Source organism: Citrobacter sp. XY323, from assembly GCF_025106035.1.
GTDB lineage: Bacteria > Pseudomonadota > Gammaproteobacteria > Enterobacterales > Enterobacteriaceae > Citrobacter > Citrobacter braakii.
This window is the reverse complement of record NZ_JANYUK010000016.1, coordinates 119577-141618: the sequence shown is the minus strand read 5'-3', so window position 1 is coordinate 141618 and position 22042 is coordinate 119577. Positions and strand designations below refer to the sequence as shown.

Here is a 22042-nt window from a genome sequence, read left to right as displayed (position 1 = left end):
TTTCTCTTCAACCGAACCGGCTGTTTGTGTGAAGTGATTCACATCCGCCGTGTCGATGGAGGCGCATTATAGGGAGTTTCCTGCGGCCCGCAACCCTTAAATTGCAGAAAAATGACTGACTGCTGCATTCCACAGCAAAAACCCGCCTTATACCCATTTACACACAGAGTTATCCACAATCGTAAGCAAAATAGCGGTCAGCATCCCTGAAAGAAGAGAAAACAGATAAGGAAATCTCTATATAAAAAGAGACTCGCTCTACGCTATATATAGAAGAAAAGCCTAGGCAGGCCATGCCCCATCATCCCTACCACCTTTGAATTACGCATCCCATCAGGCGATAATACCCATACAAACCGTGATTCCAGGACCGTGATGAGACACTCTCTGCAACGTACTGCTATACGCAAACGCCCAATGAAGCTCGGCACTACCGTGATCCTCATGGTCAGTGCGGTACTCTTCTCCGTACTGCTTGTCGTTCATCTGATTTATTTCTCGCAAATCAGCAACATGACGCGCGATGCATTAGCAGGTAAAGCGCTTGCGGTCGCACGAACGCTGGCAAACTCCCCTGAGATCCGCCAGGGGCTAATGAAAAAGCCCGAGGAAAGCGGTATTCAGGCGATTGCCCAGGCGGTGAATAAGAGCAACGATTTTTTGTTCATCGTCGTCACCGATATGCAAAGCATTCGTTACTCCCATCCCGAAGCGCAGCGAATCGGTCAGCCGTTTAAAGGCGATGACATTTTGCTGGCCCTGCAAGGGAAAGAGAATGTCGCCATTAATCGCGGATTTCTGGCGCAAGCCCTACGCGTATTTACCCCTATTTATAACGAGCATCACCGGCAGATAGGCGTCGTGTCGATCGGCCTTGAGCTAAGCAGGGTGACTGAGCAGATCAATAACAGCCGTGGCAGCATCTTTTGGTCCATCTTATTTGGCGTGCTGGTTGGGCTGCTCGGCACATGGGTATTTGTCAAAGTCCTCAAGCGTATTCTGTTTGGTCTGGAGCCTTATGAAATCTCCAATCTGTTCGAACAACGCCAGGCGATGCTGCACTCTATAAAGGAAGGCGTCATTGCCGTTGACGAGTGCGGTGAAGTGACGCTGATAAACCAGGCAGCACAAGAATTGCTGGATTACCACAAATCGCAAGACGATGCCCAGCTCTCCACGCTCAACCACGCATGGTCAAAAGTGGTCGATTTTTCACAGGTACTGCATGACGGAACGCCGCGTCGCGATGAAGAGATCATGGTGAAGGATCGGCTACTCTTAATTAACACGGTTCCGGTACTCAGCAACGGTAAAATCATCGGGGCCATTTCAACATTCAGAGATAAGACTGAAGTCCGAAAATTAATGCAACGACTGGACGGCATGGTCAACTATGCCGACGCACTTCGTGAACGATCCCACGAATTCATGAATAAATTGCACGTGATTCTGGGATTATTGCATCTGAAAAGTTATAAGCAGCTTGAAAATTACATCCTGAAGACCGCGAACAGTTATCAGGAAGAGATTGGCTCACTATTAGGAAAAATAAAATCCCCGGTGATCGCAGGATTTTTACTCAGTAAGATTAATCGCACATCTGATTTAGGCCATAGCCTGGTGATCAGCAATGAAAGCCAGTTGCCGGAAAACAGCAACGAAGATCAGGTGGCTGTGCTGATTACCGTTCTGGGGAATTTAATTGAAAACGCCCTGGAGGCGCTAGGTCAAGAACCTGGTGGCGAGATCAGCGTATCCTTGCATTATCGACACGGCTGGTTGCATTGCGAAGTGAATGACGATGGTCCGGGGATTGCCCCCGAACACATTGAGCACATCTTTGAGAAGGGCGTTTCGTCAAAAGGAACCGAACGGGGCGTTGGTTTAGCGCTTGTTAAACAACAGGTTGAAAACGTTGGCGGCAATATTTCCGTCGAGTCTGAACCTGGGATCTTCACCCAATTTTTTGTACAGTTACCGTGGAATGGTGAGAGGGCCAGCAGATGATCAATGTCTTAATTGTCGATGACGATGCAATGGTAGCGGAATTAAACCGCCGTTATGTCGCGCAACTCTCCGGTTTTCATTGCTGCGGCACAGCCTCCACGCTGGAGAAAGCAAAAGAGATAATCTTTCATAGCGGTAATCATATCGATTTGATTTTGCTTGATATTTATATGCAAAAAGAAAACGGTCTGGATCTGTTGCCTGTATTGCACAGCGAAGGTTGCAAGTGTGATGTCATTGTCATCTCTTCCGCCGCTGACGCGACCACCATCAAAGACTCTCTCCACTATGGTGTCGTTGACTACCTGATCAAACCGTTCCAGGCGTCCCGTTTTGAAGAGGCGCTGACCGGCTGGCTACAGAAGAAAACCGAGATGGAAAAGCATCAGTACTATGAACAGTCTGAGCTTGACCAGTTGATTCACGGCAGCTCCTCCAATGAACAGGAAGCGCGGCGCTTACCTAAAGGATTAACGCCACAAACGTTACGCACGCTGTGCCAGTGGATTGATGAGCATCAGGATCAGGAATTCTCCACCGATGAACTGGCCAACGAGGTCAATATCTCGCGCGTTTCTTGCCGTAAATATCTTATCTGGCTCGTCAATTGTCACATCCTATTTACCAGCATCCATTATGGCGTAACCGGTAGACCGGTTTATCGTTACCGCGTTCAGGCTGAACATTACTCATTACTAAAACAATATTGCCAATAAAAACAATTTGGGATTATTTGTTATTTGAAAGTAACAATTATTAAAATAATGAAAAATCCCTTCTTTTCTGAATCATGCTGCAGAATTATAAATTTGCGTTAGATCAAATATATTTGTATCCAGCATGTTAAATGTATTATTTTAATATTGATTAACGTCACACTGTTTTTAATTTCAAAATCGCTAACAAAAGTTAATTAAGTATTATCTAGCTCGCAGAGTGTGTATTTTTACCCATAAAGGATTAGTCTGAAATTAACCAGACATACAAAATCTAGACTGGTAGCAATGGAGACCATGCTACGTACCATGGACACCGTACATTTTTGTGAGCAAATAAAAGTATCCGCACGCCAACCTCATCACATTATGAAATGGCGTGATCGTGATCACACAAATAACCTACTCACCCATTCTGTCGGTGGTTCACGTAATAGCGGAAAACGCAAAACAGATAAATTACAGCGTCAACCGCAGCTCTCCATGTCCAGCTCTGCCTCCAATCGCCTGAGGATTCTCTCCTCTGATCAAAGCCACAGAAAAAAGCTAAATATCGCCATAACGTTAAAAAAACATTCTAGCAAGACATTTGAACATTAATCGCAAATACGGACATATCGAATACTGACCATTTTTTGATGCCTATTTCGGCAAAAAAGAATGTGGCACAGATCCATTTTTCAAAAAATTGACTGGTTTTTTCGCGAGGGTAAATAAAATGTTATTTAGTATACAACTTCTTATAATATTAATATGTTTGTTTTATGGTGCCAGAAAGGGCGGTATCGCGCTGGGTTTATTAGGCGGTATCGGCCTGGTCATTCTGGTTTTCGTTTTCCATCTCCAGCCGGGTAAACCACCTGTAGATGTAATGCTGGTTATTATTGCCGTGGTGGCCGCATCGGCAACCTTGCAAGCCTCCGGCGGCCTTGACGTTATGCTGCAAATCGCTGAAAAGCTGCTGCGCCGTAACCCAAAATACGTTTCCATCGTCGCCCCGTTCGTTACCTGCACCCTGACGATTCTCTGCGGTACAGGCCACGTGGTATACACCATCCTGCCAATCATTTATGACGTTGCCATTAAGAACAATATTCGCCCGGAACGTCCGATGGCAGCGAGTTCTATCGGTGCGCAGATGGGGATTATCGCCAGCCCGGTGTCCGTGGCCGTTGTATCACTGGTCGCAATGCTGGGTAACGTAACGTTTGAAGGCAAGCATCTTGAATTCCTCGACCTGCTCAGCATCACTATCCCGTCTACCCTGTTGGGTATCCTGGCGATCGGTATCTTCAGTTGGTTCCGCGGTAAAGATCTGGATAAAGATGAAGAATTCCAGAAGTTTATTTCCGTTCCTGAAAACCACAACTACGTTTATGGCGATACCGCCACACTGTTAGACAAAAAGCTGCCGAAAAGCAACTGGCTGGCCATGTGGATCTTCCTTGCCGCTATCGCCGTTGTTGCCGTGCTCGGCGCGTTCTCTGAGCTGCGCCCTACCTTCAGCGGCAAACCGCTGTCAATGGTACTGGTTATCCAGATGTTCATGCTGCTGACCGGTGCGCTGATTATTATCCTGACGAAGACCAATCCCGCTTCAATATCTAAAAACGAAGTCTTCCGTTCCGGTATGATCGCGATTGTGGCGGTGTACGGTATTGCCTGGATGGCCGAAACAATGTTCGGCGCGCACATGACGGAAATCGAAGGTGTGCTGGGCAATATGGTGAAAGAGTATCCGTGGGCCTATGCAATTGTTCTGCTGTTGGTTTCCAAATTTGTAAACTCCCAGGCTGCGGCGCTGGCGGCGATTGTTCCGGTCGCACTGGCAATTGGGGTTGATCCAGCGTACATCGTTGCTTCCGCTCCGGCATGTTACGGTTACTACATTCTGCCGACTTACCCGAGCGATCTGGCGGCTATTCAGTTTGACCGTTCCGGCACCACCCACATTGGCCGTTTCGTTATCAACCACAGCTTCATTCTACCTGGGTTGATCGGCGTGAGCGTATCCTGTGTCTTTGGTTGGATCTTCGCTGCAATGTACGGTTTCCTGTAATTACAGTGCGCGTGCCGTCCGCTTTGGAACGGCACGCCACCGTCAAGACACAGAGAATTTTAAAATTCCTGAGAAAAATGAAAAGGCTGGAAGCAAATGTCAAAAGTTGAATTCACTTATCAGGCGGCTTTCCCACTGGGGGAAGACAAAACTGAGTACTACCTGCTGACCTCCGATCACGTCAGCGTCGGCGAGTTTGAAGGCGAAACAATCCTGAAAGTAGCCCCTGAAGCACTTACGCTACTGGCCCAACAAGCCTTCCACGATGCCTCCTTCATGCTCCGCCCTGAACACCAACAGCAAGTCGCCTCAATTCTCCATGATCCCGAAGCCAGCGAAAACGATAAATACGTAGCGCTGCAGTTCCTGAGAAACTCCGAAATCGCGGCTAAAGGCGTATTGCCAACCTGCCAGGACACCGGTACGGCAATTATCATGGGTAAAAAAGGTCAGCGCGTCTGGACCGGTGGTGGCGACGAAGCGGCACTCTCCAAGGGCGTATTTAATACCTATATTGAAGATAACCTGCGCTACTCGCAAAACGCGGCGCTGGATATGTACAAAGAAGTGAATACCGGCACCAACCTGCCCGCACAAATCGACCTGTACAGCGTGGACGGTGACGAATACAAATTCCTGTGCGTGGCCAAAGGCGGCGGTTCAGCGAACAAAACCTATCTGTATCAGGAAACCAAAGCGCTGCTGACGCCCGGCAAACTGAAAAACTTCCTGGTAGAGAAAATGCGCACGCTGGGTACCGCAGCATGCCCGCCGTACCACATTGCATTCGTCATTGGCGGCACGTCAGCGGAAAGCACCCTGAAAACGGTGAAGCTGGCCAGCACACACTACTATGACGCACTGCCGACTGAAGGTAATGCGCACGGCCAGGCGTTCCGCGATCTGCAACTGGAACAGGAACTGCTGGAAGAAGCGCAGAAACTCGGCCTCGGCGCCCAGTTTGGCGGGAAATACTTCGCGCACGATATCCGCGTGATCCGCCTGCCTCGCCACGGCGCATCCTGCCCGGTTGGTATGGGTGTGTCTTGCTCCGCAGACCGTAACATCAAGGCCAAGATTAACCGCGAAGGGATCTGGATCGAAAAACTGGAACATAACCCAGCCCAGTACATTCCGGAGTCGCTGCGCCAGGCAGGCGAAGGTGAAGTGGTTAAAGTTGACCTTAACCGCCCAATGAAAGAGATCCTCGCTCAGCTCTCTCAGTATCCGGTTTCTACCCGTCTGTCGCTGAGCGGCACCATCATTGTCGGTCGCGATATTGCCCACGCGAAGCTAAAAGAACGTATTGAGTCCGGTGAAGGTCTGCCGCAGTACGTGAAAGATCACCCTATCTACTACGCGGGCCCGGCCAAAACACCTGCGGGTTATCCGTCCGGCTCTTTAGGGCCAACCACTGCGGGTCGTATGGACTCCTATGTTGACCTGCTACAGTCTCACGGCGGCAGCATGATCATGCTGGCAAAAGGTAACCGTAGCCAGCAGGTGACAGACGCCTGCCATAAACACGGCGGCTTCTATTTAGGCAGCATTGGTGGCCCGGCAGCGGTACTTGCGCAGCAGAGTATTAAACATCTGGAATGCGTGGAATACCCGGAGCTGGGTATGGAAGCTATCTGGAAAATCGAAGTCGAAGATTTCCCGGCTTTCATTCTGGTCGATGACAAAGGCAACGATTTCTTCCAGCAAATCGTCAGCAAACAATGCGCTAACTGCGCGAAGTAACCCATTCGGCCCGGCACTGGACTGACAACAGATTTTTGGCGTCAGTCCAGTGATCCCCCCGGGCCAACTTTATCCCCCCATTTACTGGCGTTGAATTTTTGTCGCTCACAGGGAATAGTAACCTTTTCCATTACTTGTGAATTCGCCATGCTCCGCACACTGAACTCCACAATCTTGCACTCTGGCGCGCTGCTCCTGGCGCTAATACTTATCTACACCGGTATCTCAGCCACAGAGAAAATCACCTGGCTGATGGAAGTTACGCCGGTCATTATTGTCGTTCCACTGTTGCTGGCGACCATGAAGCGCTACCCGCTGACGCCCTTGCTCTACACGCTCATTTTCTTGCACGCCATCATTCTGATGATCGGCGGTATGTATACCTACGCTAAAGTCCCTGTCGGTTTTCAGGTTCAGGAGTGGCTGGATCTCAGTCGTAACCCCTATGACAAGCTGGGTCACTTCTTCCAGGGTCTGGTGCCCGCCCTGACGGCAAGAGAGATTTTAGTGCGCGGTAATATAGTTCGTGGCCGCAAAATGCTGGCATTTTTGGTCTGCTGCGTGGCGCTGGCGATTAGCGCGATGTATGAGCTGATCGAATGGTGGGCAGCGCTGGCGATGGGTCAGGGAGCAGATGATTTTCTCGGGACGCAGGGCGACCCGTGGGATACCCAGTCGGATATGTTCTGCGCCCTGCTCGGTGCGCTCACCACGGTGCTCGTGCTGGCGGGCTGGCACAACAGACAGTTAAAAACTGCCGGATAGCGCTGACGCTTATCCGGCAATCAGCCTTACCCATTGCGAGACTTGATAACCAGAATCGGCAAGGCGAACAGGAGTGTCAGAAAGTTCGCCATGCTGACGGCAGTATCTTCAATCAATAATCCATAAATCAGCCACAACACCAGCCCACACACAAACATTACATACATTAAACCGGAGATACCCTGCGTGTTGCGGGTGGTAATGACCTTAATCGCTTGCGGTAAGAATGAGAGCGTCGTCAGGCTAGCCGCCAAATACCCAATCCACGAATGCCATTCCATAGCTACGCCTTCACATCACCTGGGGTGACTATCGCAATAGCCGGGATATCCGGTTGCTCATGCTGCTGCGGCACCTTACGGTACTTATCCAACAAATGAATCTGGACCCTGCGCAGCGTGTCGCCGTTCAGCCGGTAAAAGCGGAAGTAAAGGACTAAGGTCACCACAAAAAAGAGTGCTGGTAGCGCGATCATAATGAATTGCATACCAACAATGGTTTCTGCAGACTGCGCGACATTCGGCGCGTAATTAATCACCCCAAGTATCACTGCGATAAAGAAAGCGGCAAACGCTGACCCTCCTTTTACCACCATCGTCTGCACTGAATAAGCGATACTTTCACAACGTACGTTAAGTTTGTATTCACCGTAATCAACGGTATCCGCCACCATAATGACCTGCAACACCCAGAAAAGCGCTGAACCAATATTCAGTAAAATACCAGCAATAACAATGAGTAAGATATTATGGAAACCGGCTAACGCCATCACCAGCAGCACGATACAGCTGAGCACCGGCAGCACGGATGCCCCAGCCCACAGGATCCGTCGTGACAACGCTTTTACCAATCGAGGAAAGAAAATCAGCGTCAGCAGGTTTGCCGCTCCTGCGTAAGACATGTAGTACGGGAAGAGGCTTGCATCGCCAATCACATAAGTAAAATAGTAAATGGCAAAGCCAGCAATGATATTGGCGGCAATATTGTAAGCCAGCGCCATGCCTAGCAGGCAGGATAACTGGTCGTTTTTATAGATGAGCCCAACGATCGCTTTCAGCCCAAGACGACTGCTGTCCGTCGTTGCCTCGCTATCTGACGAATAAACCTCATGCACATTACGCAGCGTAACAACGGTAGAAACGATAAAGAATGCAATCAGCACCAGCGTAAACATCTGGAAACCAAAGCCACGATCGGCACCGCCGACATAGCTCACAAAGGGCAACGTCACCCCCGCGGTGACAAACCCAGCCAGGCTTGCGAAGAAACGAGGGAACGGCACCAGTTTTTCACGCTCGCGTTTATCCAGCGTAATAGTTGGCACCAGCGACCAGAATGGAATATCCATAATGGTGTAGGTCATTCCCCATAATATATACGTCACGCAGACAAATACGACTTGCGCAGTGCCCTCAAACAAATGTGCGCTAAAAAGCAAAAACAGCACCAATGAGTTCGCCAGCGTACCGAGTAAGATCCAGGGTTTAAATTTTCCCCACCGCGACCGGGTGGCGTTCACAATCCAGCCCATGATGGGATCGTTTACCGCATCCCAGACCCTTGCCGCCAGGAACAACGTTCCGACCAGCCCCACCGATAATCCCACCACGTCGGTGTAGTAATACATCAGGTACATGTACACAATACCGATGGCGAAATCCTTACCAAACGCTCCAAATCCGTAACTGAGTTTTGTTTTCAGAGAGATGCTCATAGGGTATCGGGTCGCCGTTACCAGCGCCCGCCTTCTGTTAGAGGAAACGTCAGAGGTTAAACGCCGGATGCTCTGCCCGGCGTAATGGTGTGTTAACGGTGTAACCAGGCCGGCAACCAGTCGCCATGAGACGCGATCAGGTCGTCCACCAGCGCATAAATCTCCTCAATCCCCAATACCGCAGCGGTATGCGGATCCATCATCGCCGCGTGATAAACGCGATCGCGATTTTCCGTCAGAATGGCTTCCGTTAGCAGGGTCTGAACATTGATATTGGTTTGCATCATGGCCGCCAAATGTGACGGGAGAGTACCCACCTTCGTTGGCTGGATACCATTCGCATCGACCAGGCAAGCCACCTCCACGCAACAGCCTTGCGGCAGGTTATCGATCAGATGGTCATTGCGAACGTTGCCATACACCACGCTCGGTTCACCGGTCCAGATAGCGTTCATGATAGTGCTGGCATATTCACGTGACGGTTTAATCTCGATCCGCGCCGCCGTTTTGTACTCTTCCAGCTCTTTGTTCCAGTTCGCCAACTGTTCCACACAGCGTTTTGGATACTCATCCAGTGGAACCTTATAGCGCTCAATCAGATCCTCACGCCCTGGTTTGATAAACCACGGCGTATATTCCGCGAAATGCTCCGACGACTCAGTGACGAAATAGCCCAGCTTTTTGAACATTTCATAGCGCACAATGTTCTGACAACGGGTATTACCGTGAAGATTCGGTTTCGGCGCCTGACCAGATTCATAGGCCGCCAGCAGCTCCGGATAGAGATTCACATAAGCACCGTCAGCCGTTTTACGCTCAAGTTCCAGATAAAACGCCATATGGTTGATCCCGGCACAGCGATAGCGCAAAGAGGGCGGGTCGATGTTCAAATCGCGGGCCAGCTCCTCCGCTGTCCCTTGCACCGAGTGACACAATCCAACCTGCTTAATATGCGGATAGCGCGCATACATTGCCCAGGTGTTCATCGCCATCGGGTTAACGTAGTTAAGCATGGTGGCCTGCGGGCAGACTTCGGTCATATCCTCACAAATCTGCCATAAATGCGGGATAGTGCGCAGCGCGCGCATAATGCCGCCTGGCCCCAACGTATCTGCAATCGTCTGCTCCAGACCATGACGTTTACACACCGCAAAATCGGTAACGGTACAAGGTTCATAGCCACCAATCTGGAAAGCGACCACCACAAAATCAGCATCCTGCAATGCCGCTTTTTGATCGGTATAGCAGGTGATACGCCCGGACGCGCCCGCTGAGTCCATCAACTTACGCACCACAATGTGTGACTCTTCCAGCCGAGTAGGATTGACGTCCATCAAGGCGATATGCGCAGATTTCAGCGCATCGCGATGAAAGACGTCCCCGAGGATATTTTTGACGAAAATCGTGGAACCGGCGCCGATAAAGGTAATTTTGGGTGCAGACATCATGACTCTCCAGAACATTAGTGAACACAGTCATGGTGGCACAGCGCATTGATGAAAACTTCCGACTTCCCTGGCGAGCATTCCCATAAACTCAGATCGCCTCTTTGTCCCATACTGGATCTGAGTTTATGGGACAAAATTGCACGAAAAGCAGAGTATGCGGCCCCAAAATCTCACTATGCTCAATGATATCGGTCCGATTTGTGTCCTGATTCTCAGCCTTAATGCGCAGCAAATGACATGATTCTGATAATTCAGGAAATGGAGCAACCATGAGTACATTACCGACATCGCCTCTTCCCCCCGATCCGCACATGTGCAGCAGCGATGAAGAGCAAACCCGCAGCCCATTGTCGCTGTACTCAGAATATCAACGGATGGATATTGAGCTGCGCTCACCGCATGCTATGCCTGCCAGCCACTGGCATGGGCAGGTGGAGATTAATGTGCCGTTTGATGGCGACGTTGAGTACCTCATCAACAACGAAGTGGTGCAGATAAAACAGGGACACATTACGCTTTTCTGGGCCTGTACGCCGCATCAGCTCACGCGTCCGGGCAGCTGCCAAAGCATGGCTATCTTCAATTTACCGATGCACCTTTTCCTTTCCTGGCCGCTGGATCGCGAACTGATCAACCACGTTACCCATGGCATGGTCATCAAATCGCTGGCATCGCAGCAGCTAAGTACCTTTGAAGTTCAGCGCTGGCAACAGGAGCTGAGCAACCCGAACGAGCAAATTCGCCAGCTCGCCATTGATGAAATTGGTCTGATGCTCAAGCGGTTTAGCCTTTCCGGCTGGCAGCCAATCCTGGTCAATAAAACTTCACGGACGCACAAAAACAGCGTTTCGCGGCACGCCCAGTTTTACGTAAGCCAGATGCTGAGTTTTATTGCCGATAACTACGATCAGGTGCTCACTATCAACGACGTCGCGGAACACGTGAAGCTCAACGCCAACTACGCGATGGGGATTTTCCAGCGCGTGATGCAACTCACCATGAAGCAGTACATCACCGCAATGCGGATCAATCACGTCCGCGCATTGCTTAGCGATACCGATAAAACCATTCTTGACGTCGCGTTGACCGCGGGATTCCGATCCAGCAGCCGTTTTTATGACACCTTCAGCAAGTTTGTCGGCATGTCGCCGCAGCAGTACCGCAAACTGAGCCAGCAGCGCCGGCAAACAATGGCTGGCTGAGCAGCCAGAAACCACCGGCGTTACCCCGGCCTACAATCCCTATCGTTCGCCGATATCAGTATCAGCCAAAAAAATATTCCCCCTGTCGATAAACAGCGGTGAAAAATCGCCAATAAGCAAACATAAGTATTTGTTTAAAAACAAATTAAACACAAATCAGACTATTTATCACCCGCTTTACAGCCCATTTTGTCAGGATAATACTTGCCTGCGTCACATTCATACGGTGTGTCTGCAATCCATAAATTGCAACCTTTCCACAACCGGGTAAAAGATGATGAAAGTATTAATTGTTGAAAGTGAGTTTCTGCATCAGGACACCTGGGTCGGTAGCGCTGTCGAACGTCTGGCTGACGCATTAAGCCGCCAAAATGTTACCGTCATTAAGTCCACCTCATTCGACGATGGTTACGCAATCCTCGCCGCTAATGAAGCCATTGATTGCCTGATGTTTAGCTATCAAATGGAACAACAAGACGAGCACCTGAACGTCAGGCAATTGATCGGCAAGCTCCACGAGCGCCAGCAAAACGTTCCCGTTTTCCTGCTGGGCGATCGCGAAAAAGCCACCGCATCGCTGGATCGCGACCTGCTGGAGCTTGTCGATGAATTCGCCTGGATTATGGAAGATACCGCAGACTTTATCGCCGGACGTGCCGTTGCGGCGATGACCCGTTACCGCCAGCAGCTTCTGCCGCCACTGTTCAGCGCGCTGATGAAGTACGGCGACATCCATGAATACTCCTGGGCGGCGCCTGGTCACCAGGGCGGTGTCGGATTTACCAAAACGCCGGCGGGTCGTTTTTACCATGATTACTACGGTGAAAACTTATTCCGTAGCGACATGGGTATTGAACGCGCATCGCTCGGCTCACTGCTGGATCATACCGGCGCATTTGGCGAGAGCGAAAAATATGCCGCCCGCGTGTTTGGCGCTGACCGCTCCTGGTCTGTAGTGGTTGGGACATCCGGCTCTAACCGCACCATCATGCAGGCTTGTATGACCGACAACGACGTCGTGGTGCTGGATCGTAACTGCCACAAATCTATCGAGCAGGGGTTGATCCTCACCGGCGCAAAACCGGTGTACATGGTGCCAAGCCGCAACCGGTACGGCATTATCGGCCCTATCTACCCGCAAGAAATGCAACCTGAAACATTGCAGAAAAAAATCAGCGAAAGCCCGCTGACCAAAGGCAAGGCCGGGCAAAAACCGTCTTACAGCGTTGTGACCAACTGTACTTATGACGGTGTTTGCTACAACGCCAAAGAGGCCCAGGACCTGCTCGCGCAAACCAGCGATCGCATCCACTTCGATGAGGCCTGGTACGGCTATGCCCGCTTTAACCCAATTTATACCGATCACTACGCTATGCGTGGCGCGCCGGGCGATCATAACGGCCCTACCGTTTTTGCGACCCACTCGACCCACAAACTACTGAACGCGCTCTCTCAGGCGTCTTACATTCACGTCCGTGAAGGTCGTGGGGCCGTGAACTTCTCCCGCTTTAACCAGGCGTACATGATGCACGCCACCACCTCTCCGCTGTATGCCATCTGCGCATCAAACGACGTGGCGGTCTCCATGATGGACGGCAACAGCGGTCTGTCGCTCACTCAGGAAGTGATCGACGAAGCGGTCGATTTCCGTCAGGCCATGGCGCGTTTGTACAAAGAATTTTCCGCCGAAGGCGACTGGTTCTTCAAACCGTGGAACAAAGAAGTGGTGACTGACCCGCAAACCGGCAAAACTTATGACTTTGCCGATGCGCCAACCCAACTCCTGACCACTGACCAGAACTGCTGGGTGATGCGTCCGGGTGAATCCTGGCACGGGTTTAAAGACCTGCCGGATAACTGGAGCATGCTGGACCCAATCAAAGTCAGTATTCTGGCGCCGGGGATGGGCGATGATGGCGAACTGGAAGAGAGCGGCGTACCGGCAGCGCTGGTCACCGCCTGGCTTGGCCGCCACGGTATCGTGCCGACCCGTACCACCGATTTCCAGATTATGTTCCTGTTCTCAATGGGGATTACCCGTGGGAAATGGGGCACGCTGATCAATACCCTGTGCTCATTCAAACACCATTACGATGCCAATACACCGCTGGCGCAGGTGATGCCAGAACTGGTTGAGGAACATCCTGACACTTACGCCAACATGGGCATTCACGATCTGGGCGACACCATGTTTGCCTGGCTGAAAGAGAACAACCCTGGCAGCCGACTCAACGCGGCCTACTCCGGCCTGCCTGTTGCTGAAATCACCCCGCGTGAAGCCTATAACGCGATAGTCAGCGATAACGTTGAGATGGTGGCCATTGAAAATCTGCCGGGTCGTATAGCTGCGAATTCCGTGATTCCTTACCCACCGGGAATTCCAATGCTGCTGTCCGGGGAAAACTTTGGCGACGCCAATAGCCCGCAGATTAGTTATCTACGTTCGTTGCAGTCCTGGGACCACCACTTCCCTGGATTTGAACATGAAACCGAAGGAACGGAAATTATTGACGGTGTATATCACGTCATGTGCGTGAAAGCATAATGTCATTTTATAGATAGTCCGATTTTTAAGGTAGACATGTCATGCTTGAGTAATTCCTGAGTATTGCTGCAAAACAATAACATTGTCATACCTTTTTGCGCGGGACCACCCCGCGCTTTTTTTATACGCAAATATCACGTTTCCACTTGCGTAAAAAAAAGTGTACATAAGAAAATTCCCACCAAACATTGTAATTAATTTCAGACACGTTATTTTAATGCGGTCCTGGATTCATCATACAATTTCAATTTAGCCGATATGGTTCATCTGATGGTGAGCTACGGTGTTTTATGTTCATATTCCTGGAGTTTGGGTATGAGGGTTTGCAGCAGAGCAGCTTGTGTTGTTGTATTAACGGAGAAGGATGTTTGGTTAAGGATTAACGGTAAAGAAGCCATCAGCTTAAAAGCTAATCATATGGCGCTGGTAGCATGCGATAATAATATTATCGATTTCTCATCACTTAATAACGCACTGGTCGTACATATCAGCCGTGATATCATTAAAGACTATCTACGTTTTTTAAATAAAGACCTTTCACAGATCCCACTCTGGCAACGCAGTGCCAACCCAGTGATGACCGCCGTCTGTCTGACGCCGGATGTATTCCGGGTGGCTGCCCAATATAGCGTATTGGACACAATGGACGAAGGTGAAAGTGTGCGCACGCGCTCGCTACTGTTCACGGTGTTATCACGCTTTCTCGGCAGCAAAAAGTTTATTTCTCTGCTCATGCATATACTACGCAGTCGTATCAGCGACAGCGTTTATCACATTATTGAGAGCGATATACATAAAGACTGGAATTTAAGCATGGTTGCCAGTTGCTTATGCCTGAGCCCCAGTTTGTTAAAGAAAAAGCTCAAAAGTGAAAATACAAGTTACAGCCAAATAATTACCACGTGTCGCATGCGTTATGCCGTCAATCAATTATTGATGGATGGCAAAAACATTTCCCAGGTCTCTCAACTGTGCGGATATAACAGTACCTCGTACTTTATTTCCGTATTCAAAGAGTTCTATGGGATGACGCCTCTGCATTATGTCAGTCAACATAGGGAGCCATCCGCTGCCTGATTTTTAATCAGTTAGCGATAAGCCATAATAATATCAGCATTAGCGATACCCCCAGTCCGCCATCATAAAATAGTCTTCTGAAGAGGTATGATAAGACGTCATTTATCCTTATCAGGAGTTACTAAATATGTCGACGGATGCTGATGCTCACAAAGTGGGCTTAATCCCCGTCACCCTTATGGTGTCGGGGAATATTATGGGTTCCGGTGTATTCCTGCTACCCGCAAACCTTGCGTCAACTGGCGGGATTGCAATCTACGGATGGTTGGTCACTATTATCGGTGCTTTGGCGCTGTCGATGGTGTACGCGAAAATGTCGTCCTTAGACTCCAGTCCCGGTGGTTCTTACGCTTATGCCCGCCGCTGTTTCGGTCCTTTTTTGGGCTACCAGACCAACGTCCTGTACTGGCTGGCTTGCTGGATTGGTAACATCGCCATGGTGGTTATTGGCGTCGGTTACCTGAGCTACTTCTTCCCCATCTTAAAAGATCCGCTGGTCCTGACGCTGACCTGCGTCGTGGTGCTGTGGATCTTCGTGTTGCTGAACATTGTCGGACCGAAAATGATCACCCGTGTACAGGCCGTCGCAACGGTACTGGCGCTGGTGCCAATTGTCGGTATTGCCGTCTTCGGCTGGTTCTGGTTCCGGGGTGAAACCTATATGGCGGCATGGAACGTCAGCGGTATGAACACCTTCGGTGCGATTCAAAGCACTCTGAACGTAACTTTGTGGTCATTTATCGGCGTGGAAAGCGCCTCCGTCGCGGCAGGTGTGGTTAAAAATCCCAAACGTAACGTGCCTATCGCCACCATGGGCGGCGTGCTGATTGCCGCCGTTTGCTATGTGCTCTCCACCACGGCGATTATGGGTATGATCCCTAACGCGGCGCTGCGTGTTTCAGCCTCCCCGTTCGGTGATGCCGCACGCATGGCGCTGGGTGACACCGCTGGGGCGATTGTCTCCTTCTGTGCCGCGGCCGGGTGCCTGGGTTCCCTGGGCGGCTGGACGCTGCTTGCCGGGCAAACCGCCAAAGCGGCAGCCGATGACGGCCTGTTCCCACCGATTTTTGCCCGCGTTAACAAAGCCGGTACGCCGGTAGCCGGGTTAATTATCGTCGGCGTTCTGATGACCATCTTCCAGTTCAGCAGCATGTCGCCAAACGCTGCGAAAGAGTTTGGTCTGGTCTCTTCGGTCTCCGTTATCTTCACGCTGGTGCCGTATCTGTACACCTGCGCCGCGCTGCTGCTGCTCGGCCATGGTCACTTTGGTAAAGCGCGTCCGATGTACTTACTGGTGACCTTTATCGCTTTTGTTTACTGTATTTGGGCCGTTGTCGGTTCCGGTGCCAAAGAGGTGATGTGGTCATTCGTCACACTGATGATCATCACCGCGCTGTATGCACTGAACTACAATCGGATCCATAAAAACCCATATCCATTGGATGCTCCGGTAAACAATAACTAACGCAAACAGTCGTCGTTGCCCGATGGCGTAAGTTCATCGGGCCAACGCCGCCCCCCGCGATTCCTGAAATCAACATTAAGAACTTAAGGTTGGCTTAATTTTACTTTGAGAGGATTTGTAGCACTTAGTCGATGGAACCCCCCTTAATGTTAAAGCACCTGTTTAAAAGACCCACTCTCGGGCTAATCAGCTGGCTTCTCCTGATCTCATTTTATCTTGCGACTTTCCTGAACATTGCGTTCTATAAACAAGTGCTGCAAGAACTGCCCCTGGATTCTGTGCGCAACCTGCTGGTGTTTTTGTCGATGCCGGTCGTCGCTTTCAGCGTCATGAACATTGTGCTGACGCTGGCCTCATTCCTGTGGCTTAATCGCCTGGTGGCCTGCGTTTTCATTCTGGTTGGCGCATCGGCCCAATATTTCATCATGACCTACGGCATCATCATTGACCGCTCGATGATCGCCAATATGATGGACACCACACCCGCCGAAACCTTTGCTTTGCTGACGCCGCAAATGCTCATCACGCTCGGAGTGAGCGGCATTCTCGCCGCGCTCATTGCCTGCTGGGTAAGAATCAAACCGATCGCCCCGGCCATGCGCAGCGTACTGTTCCGTGGCGCGAATATTCTGATCTCCGCGCTGCTGATCGTGCTGGTCGCCGCGTTCTTCTACAAAGATTACGCCTCACTGTTTCGCAACAATAAAGAACTGGTGAAATCCCTCAGCCCATCCAACAGCATTGTGGCGACCTCTTCCTGGTATTCACACCAGAGGCTGGCCCACCTGCCGCTGGTGCGCATTGGCGAAGACGCCCATCGCAATCCGTTGATGGTGAAAGAAAAGCGTAAGAACCTGACGATTGTGGTGCTCGGCGAGACCTCACGCGGCGATAACTTCTCGCTGTCAGGCTATTCGCGCCAGACCAACCCGTTGCTGGAAAAAGATGATGTGGTCTATTTCCCCCGCACCACATCCTGCGGAACGGCAACGGCAGTATCTGTCCCCTGCATGTTCTCGGGTATGCCACGTGCGCACTACGATGAAGAACTGGCGCAGCATCAGGAAGGCGTGCTCGACATTATTCAGCGGGCGGGAATTAACGTTCTGTGGAACGATAACGACGGCGGCTGCAAAGGGGCATGCGACCGGGTACCGCACCAGAATATGACTAAGCTGAACCTGCCCGGGCAGTGTATTGACGGGGAATGCTACGATGACGTGCTGTTCCACGGGCTGGAAGAGTACATTAATAACCTGCAAGGCGACGGCGTGATTGTGCTGCACACCATCGGCAGCCACGGTCCGACCTATTACAACCGCTATCCTGCGCAGTTCAAGAAATTTACGCCAACCTGTGACACCAACGAAATCCAGACGTGTTCACAGCAACAGTTGGTCAATACCTATGACAACACCATTCTTTACGTCGACTATATTGTTGATAAAGCAATCAATATACTGAAAGAGCATCAGGATAATTTCACCACCAGCCTGGTCTACCTTTCCGATCACGGTGAATCCTTAGGGGAAAATGGCATCTATTTACACGGCCTGCCGTATTCGATTGCGCCAGATACGCAAAAACATGTGCCGATGCTGCTGTGGCTCTCAGAAGATTATCAGCAACGCTATCAAGTCTCTCAGACATGTTTGCAAAAACGGGCAGGCTCAGAGGACTTCTCACAGGATAATCTCTTCTCAACCCTGCTGGGATTAACAGGCGTGCAAACACAGAAATATCAGGCGGCAGATGATATTCTGCAACCCTGCCGGGGAGGCTAAACGAATGAAAATTCTGATTGTTGAAGACGATACGTTGTTATTACAGGGACTGATACTCGCCGCGCAAACAGAAGGCTATGCCTGCGACGGCGTATCAACGGCCCGTGCCGCGGAGCAGTGTCTGGAGACCGGCCATTACAGTCTGGTGGTTCTGGACCTGGGCTTACCGGATGAAGACGGCCTGCACTTCCTGAACCGCATCAGACAGAAAAAATACACCGTGCCGGTGCTTATCCTCACCGCCCGCGATACAGTGAAAGACCGGGTCAGCGGGCTGGACGTTGGCGCCGATGACTATCTGGTCAAACCGTTCGCACTGGAAGAACTGCATGCCCGCATCCGGGCGCTGCTGCGTCGTCATAACAATCAGGGTGAAAGCGAACTCATTGTCAGTAACCTGACGCTGAATATCGGTCGTCGCCAGGTGTGGATGGATGGACAAGAAGTTATCTTAACGCCGAAAGAATACGCACTCCTGTCGCGCCTGATGCTTAAAGCGGGCAGCCCGGTACACCGGGAGATCCTGTATAACGACATCTACAGCTGGGATAACGAACCGTCGACCAATACGCTGGAAGTGCACATTCACAACCTGCGGGACAAAGTGGGTAAATCACGTATCCGCACAGTCAGGGGATTTGGCTATATGCTGGTTGCCACTGAGGAAAGCTAAGTGAAGCTACTGCAATATCTAAAAAAACCGCTCCCGCTGCGTCATCGCCTGATGCTGACCATCGGTCTTATTCTGCTGGTCTTCCAGTTGATTAGCACCTTCTGGTTGTGGCACGAAAGCACCGAACAAATACAGCTATTTGAACAGGCGTTACGCGAAAATCGTAACAACGATCGCCACATCCTGCATGAAATCCGCGAAGCCATCGCCAGTCTGATCGTCCCCGGTATTTTTATGGTCAGCCTGACGCTGCTGATTTGCTACCAGGCAGTACGGCGTATTACTCGCCCGCTGGCGGATCTGCAAAAAGAGTTAGAAACGCGGGCAGCCGATAACCTGACTCCAATTGAAGTTCACAGTTCAACCATTGAGATCCAGGCGGTCGTCTCAGCGCTCAACGAGCTGGTGACGCGGCTGACGAGCACCATTGAAAACGAACGCTTATTTACCGCCGATGTCGCCCACGAACTGCGCACCCCACTGTCAGGCGTTCGCCTGCATCTGGAATTACTGTCCAAAACCCATAAGGTCGACGTTTCACCGTTAATTGCCCGCCTTGACCAAATGATGGACAGCGTGTCGCAACTGCTGCAACTCGCCCGCGTTGGACAGTCGTTCTCGGCCGGGAGCTACCAGCACGTCAAACTGCTGGAGGACGTGATTTTGCCCTCCTACGATGAACTCAGCACCATGCTGGACCAGCGTCAGCAGACGCTGCTCCTACCGCAAAGCACGGCGGACGTTGTCGTACGTGGCGATGCGACGCTATTACGAATGCTGCTGCGAAATCTGGTGGAGAACGCGCATCGTTACAGCCCGGAAGGCACCCATATTACGATTAGCCTGAATACAGAGCATGATGCCGTTATCGCCGTCGAAGATGAAGGCCCTGGCATTGATGAGAGTAAATGCGGGGAGCTGAGTAAAGCGTTTGTGCGTATGGACAGCCGTTTTGGCGGGATTGGGCTGGGGCTGAGCATTGTCAGTCGTATCACCCAGTTACATCACGGGCATTTCTATTTGCAAAATCGTCAGGGAACCACCGGCACTCGCGCTTGGGTGGAATTAGCGAAAGGTCAGTAAGAACTCACCCAAACGTACAAAAAGCTGCTGACGATCAGCACGCTGCACACGGCGGTCAAACTTTCATAAATGCGGTTTTTCATGACACTCTCCTCCAATACTCTGGAGGAGAGTTTACCTGACACAGATTAAGCCAACCTTAAGTTGATATGATAAATCACATGATTACTCATCAATCCGCGGATGCTGCTGCACCAGGCGCGTACGCTTAAGCTGCAGCTCAGCAATTTCCTGATCGATATCTTCGATTTTATGCTCAATATTATCGTAGTGCTCGCCGAGGAGCTCTTTCGCTTCATGAATATCCGAAGCGGCAGGCGTAGCCCCCTTCAGCGGCTGATTAGCCGTCTCTTTCATGGTCACGCCGGTAATTAAACCTATCACCGCAATCACCATCAGATAATAAGCAGGCATCATCAGATTCTGCGAGCTTTCCACCAGCCATGCGGCCAACGTCGGTGTCAGACCAGCGACCAATACCGAGATATTAAACGCTGCGGCCAGGGCACTGTAGCGAATATGCGTCGGGAACATCGCTGGTAACGTTGACGCCATCACCCCGGTAAAGCAGTTGAGGATCACCGCCAGCATCAGCAACCCGGCGAAAATCAGGCCGATGACGTTACTGTTAATCAGAATAAATGCCGGAATAGCCAGCACAAACAGCGCAATACTGCCCATAATCACAAACGGACGGCGCCCGAAGCGGTCGCTGAGCAGACCCATCACCGGTTGCACAAACAGCATACCAATCATGATGGCGATAATAATCAGCACGCCGTGGTCTTCAGAGTAATGCAGGTTATGCGACAGGTAGCTCGGCATATAGGTGAGCAGCATGTAATAGGTGACGTTGGTGGCAATCACCAGACCAATACATGCCAGCAGGCTGCGCCAGTGCCTGGTCGCAATCTCTTTAAACGACACCTTCGGACCGTCCTGCAGTCCCTGACGATCGCCCTGCTCCAGTTTATCCACGTGCTGCTGGAACGCCGGAGTCTCTTCCAGTGCATGACGCAGGTACAGGCCAATAAGCCCTAACGGTAGCGCCAGGAAGAACGGAATACGCCAGCCCCACTCAAGGAAGTTTTCTTCGCCGACGATAGTTGAGATCAGGACTACCACGCCCGCACCCAGCACAAACCCGGCAATCGAGCCGAAGTCCAGCCAGCTGCCCATAAATCCGCGCTTACGGTCTGGCGAGTACTCTGCGACAAAAATCGACGCCCCGGTATACTCTCCGCCGACCGAGAACCCCTGCGCCATTTTACACAGCAACAGCAGAATCGGCGCCCAGATACCAATCGAGGCATACGAGGGAATAAGACCGATACAGAAGGTACTTATCGACATAATCACAATGGTGATAGCGAGGATCTTCTGACGACCGTATTTATCGCCAAGCATACCGAAGAACAATCCGCCAAGCGGTCGAATCAGAAAGGGAACAGAGAAGGTGGCAAGTGCAGCAACCATTTGTACGCTGGGGTCAGCCCCCGGGAAGAACACTTTACCTAATGCGTAAGCAACAAACCCATAAACACCAAAATCAAACCACTCCATCGCATTACCTAACGACGCCGCAGTAATGGCTTTTCGCAGTTTACCGTCATCAATGATGGTAACGTCGCGCAGCGTAATTGGTTTTATTTTTTTCCTTTTTAGCATACTCGTCCTCATAGACTTAGCCCTGTCACGCTACAGATCGAGTCCCTCAACGCCCCTGCGTCAAGGTCATCACCGAGCGGGGAATGCACAGAC

Annotated in this window: 18 protein-coding genes; 13 read left to right on the top strand and 5 right to left on the bottom strand. The window is 50.9% G+C overall.

What is annotated here, in order from left to right:
• Positions 1 to 375: 375 nt before the first annotated feature.
• The 6 genes from N0B36_RS21025 to N0B36_RS21000 all read left to right on the top strand — a co-directional run bounded on the left by N0B36_RS21025 (position 376) and on the right by N0B36_RS21000 (position 7290).
• On the top strand, positions 376 to 2007 hold the full coding sequence (locus N0B36_RS21025) for a sensor histidine kinase (RefSeq protein WP_141876122.1): 1632 nt from the start codon (positions 376 to 378) through the stop codon (positions 2005 to 2007).
• Positions 2004 to 2723 (top strand): two-component system response regulator DcuR, encoded by a 720-nt coding sequence (dcuR, locus tag N0B36_RS21020; protein WP_016155419.1) that lies wholly within the window; start codon positions 2004 to 2006, stop codon positions 2721 to 2723. The genes N0B36_RS21025 and dcuR overlap by 4 nt, the downstream gene beginning before the upstream one ends.
• Positions 2724 to 3020: 297 nt before the next feature.
• Positions 3021 to 3323: a hypothetical protein gene (locus N0B36_RS21015; RefSeq protein ID WP_259688931.1), complete on the top strand. Its 303-nt coding sequence runs from the start codon at positions 3021 to 3023 to the stop codon at positions 3321 to 3323.
• Between the two features lie 118 nt (positions 3324 to 3441).
• Entirely contained in the window at positions 3442 to 4782 is a 1341-nt protein-coding gene (gene dcuB / locus N0B36_RS21010; protein ID WP_003031873.1) for an anaerobic C4-dicarboxylate transporter DcuB, read from the top strand.
• Between the two features lie 96 nt (positions 4783 to 4878).
• A complete protein-coding gene (gene fumA / locus N0B36_RS21005) occupies positions 4879 to 6525 on the top strand; it encodes a class I fumarate hydratase FumA (RefSeq protein WP_016155418.1) in 1647 nt (548 codons plus the stop codon).
• 147 nt (positions 6526 to 6672) lie between these two features.
• Positions 6673 to 7290, top strand: a complete 618-nt coding sequence (locus N0B36_RS21000; protein WP_210591097.1) for a DUF2238 domain-containing protein — start codon at positions 6673 to 6675, stop codon at positions 7288 to 7290.
• 26 nt (positions 7291 to 7316) lie between these two features.
• Here N0B36_RS21000 and N0B36_RS20995 read toward each other — a convergent pair whose 3' ends face one another.
• From N0B36_RS20995 to melA, 3 genes are all read right to left on the bottom strand, one after another.
• On the bottom strand, positions 7317 to 7571 hold the full coding sequence (locus N0B36_RS20995; RefSeq protein ID WP_016155416.1) for a SemiSWEET transporter: 255 nt from the start codon (positions 7569 to 7571) through the stop codon (positions 7317 to 7319).
• 2 nt (positions 7572 to 7573) lie between these two features.
• On the bottom strand, positions 7574 to 9004 hold the full coding sequence (gene melB, locus N0B36_RS20990; RefSeq protein ID WP_259688930.1) for a melibiose:sodium transporter MelB: 1431 nt from the start codon (positions 9002 to 9004) through the stop codon (positions 7574 to 7576).
• A 92-nt stretch (positions 9005 to 9096) separates the two neighbouring features.
• On the bottom strand, positions 9097 to 10452 hold the full coding sequence (gene melA, locus N0B36_RS20985) for an alpha-galactosidase (protein WP_259688929.1): 1356 nt from the start codon (positions 10450 to 10452) through the stop codon (positions 9097 to 9099).
• Positions 10453 to 10721: 269 nt separating this feature from the next.
• Here melA and melR point away from each other — a divergent pair, with 269 nt between their 5' ends.
• From melR to pmrB, 7 genes are all read left to right on the top strand, one after another.
• Positions 10722 to 11654, top strand: a complete 933-nt coding sequence (gene melR / locus N0B36_RS20980; protein ID WP_016155413.1) for a transcriptional regulator MelR — start codon at positions 10722 to 10724, stop codon at positions 11652 to 11654.
• Between the two features lie 277 nt (positions 11655 to 11931).
• The gene (gene adiA, locus N0B36_RS20975; protein ID WP_141876126.1) at positions 11932 to 14199 is read left to right on the top strand and encodes an arginine decarboxylase; all 2268 of its coding nucleotides are present in this window, start codon (positions 11932 to 11934) and stop codon (positions 14197 to 14199) included.
• Between the two features lie 315 nt (positions 14200 to 14514).
• Positions 14515 to 15276, top strand: a complete 762-nt coding sequence (locus tag N0B36_RS20970) for an AraC family transcriptional regulator (protein WP_259688928.1) — start codon at positions 14515 to 14517, stop codon at positions 15274 to 15276.
• A gap of 127 nt (positions 15277 to 15403) precedes the next feature.
• The gene (gene adiC, locus N0B36_RS20965) at positions 15404 to 16741 is read left to right on the top strand and encodes an arginine/agmatine antiporter (protein ID WP_016155410.1); all 1338 of its coding nucleotides are present in this window, start codon (positions 15404 to 15406) and stop codon (positions 16739 to 16741) included.
• 146 nt (positions 16742 to 16887) lie between these two features.
• Positions 16888 to 18525 carry a phosphoethanolamine transferase EptA gene (eptA, locus tag N0B36_RS20960; RefSeq protein ID WP_047499583.1) on the top strand — a complete coding sequence of 546 codons (1638 nt, stop codon included), beginning with the start codon at positions 16888 to 16890 and terminating at the stop codon, positions 18523 to 18525.
• A gap of 4 nt (positions 18526 to 18529) precedes the next feature.
• Positions 18530 to 19198, top strand: coding sequence for a two-component system response regulator PmrA (gene pmrA, locus N0B36_RS20955; protein ID WP_016155408.1), 669 nt, complete (start codon positions 18530 to 18532; stop codon positions 19196 to 19198).
• Complete coding sequence (gene pmrB, locus N0B36_RS20950; protein ID WP_204552586.1) at positions 19199 to 20281, top strand: two-component system sensor histidine kinase PmrB; 1083 nt, start codon at positions 19199 to 19201, stop codon at positions 20279 to 20281.
• Here the strand turns inward: pmrB and pmrR are convergent.
• On the bottom strand, positions 20275 to 20364 hold the full coding sequence (pmrR, locus tag N0B36_RS20945) for an LpxT activity modulator PmrR (RefSeq protein WP_259688927.1): 90 nt from the start codon (positions 20362 to 20364) through the stop codon (positions 20275 to 20277). The genes pmrB and pmrR overlap by 7 nt on opposite strands.
• 82 nt (positions 20365 to 20446) lie before the next feature.
• The gene (proP, locus tag N0B36_RS20940; RefSeq protein ID WP_016155405.1) at positions 20447 to 21949 is read right to left on the bottom strand and encodes a glycine betaine/L-proline transporter ProP; all 1503 of its coding nucleotides are present in this window, start codon (positions 21947 to 21949) and stop codon (positions 20447 to 20449) included.
• Positions 21950 to 22042: the final 93 nt, after the last annotated feature.